At 51.0% G+C, this 608-nt stretch carries 1 protein-coding gene; it reads right to left on the reverse strand.

From position 1 onward, the window contains the following. On the reverse strand, window positions 1–608 hold a 608-nt coding region (locus H5200_RS23360; RefSeq protein WP_182762877.1), incomplete at both ends, for a tandem-95 repeat protein.

A 608-nucleotide genomic window follows, 5' to 3' on the forward strand; every position in this document is an offset into this window, starting at 1 on the left:
CCCGTTGGGATGGTGTCTTCCACATCACTGGCCAGTGAACGCACATTGGTCACTGCTGATGCGGTGTCTTCATCCACACTTAAGCTGATAGCTTGTACCTCAGGGAGGTCGTTCACTGGGGTAATAGTGACTGTCACTGTCGCCGCTGTTGAGGTATTCAATGCCGCATCTTTTACCGTATAAGTAAAAGTGTCTGTCCCCGTTACGTTGCTGTTCGGTGTATACGTGGCAATGCCATTGGTGATACTTACCGTGCCTTTACTCGCGGGTAATACGATGGTCGCTGAAGCGACCACTAGGTCATTTTCTGCATCACTGTCATTCGCTACCAAGCTAAAGTTCACTGGCGTGTCTTCTGCAGTGGTGGCACTGTCATCCATGGCAACCGGTGCATCAGCAACCGGCGTTACCGTAAGTGTTACTGTCTGTACCGCCGATAACGCACCTGCGCTATCACGAACTTGGAAGGTGAAGCTGTCGCCGTGGTTTTCACTGCCGTCATGTTGATAACTAAAGCTACCATCACTGTTTAAGCTGACACTACCAAATTGTGGTTGACTGACCAGCTCTGCGCTGAGTGTGTCGCCTGCATCATCATCGCTGGCGTT

Origin of the sequence: Pseudoalteromonas sp. SG43-7 (assembly GCF_014164295.1) — a bacterium.
In the GTDB taxonomy this organism is placed as follows: Bacteria; Pseudomonadota; Gammaproteobacteria; order Enterobacterales; family Alteromonadaceae; genus Pseudoalteromonas; species Pseudoalteromonas rhizosphaerae.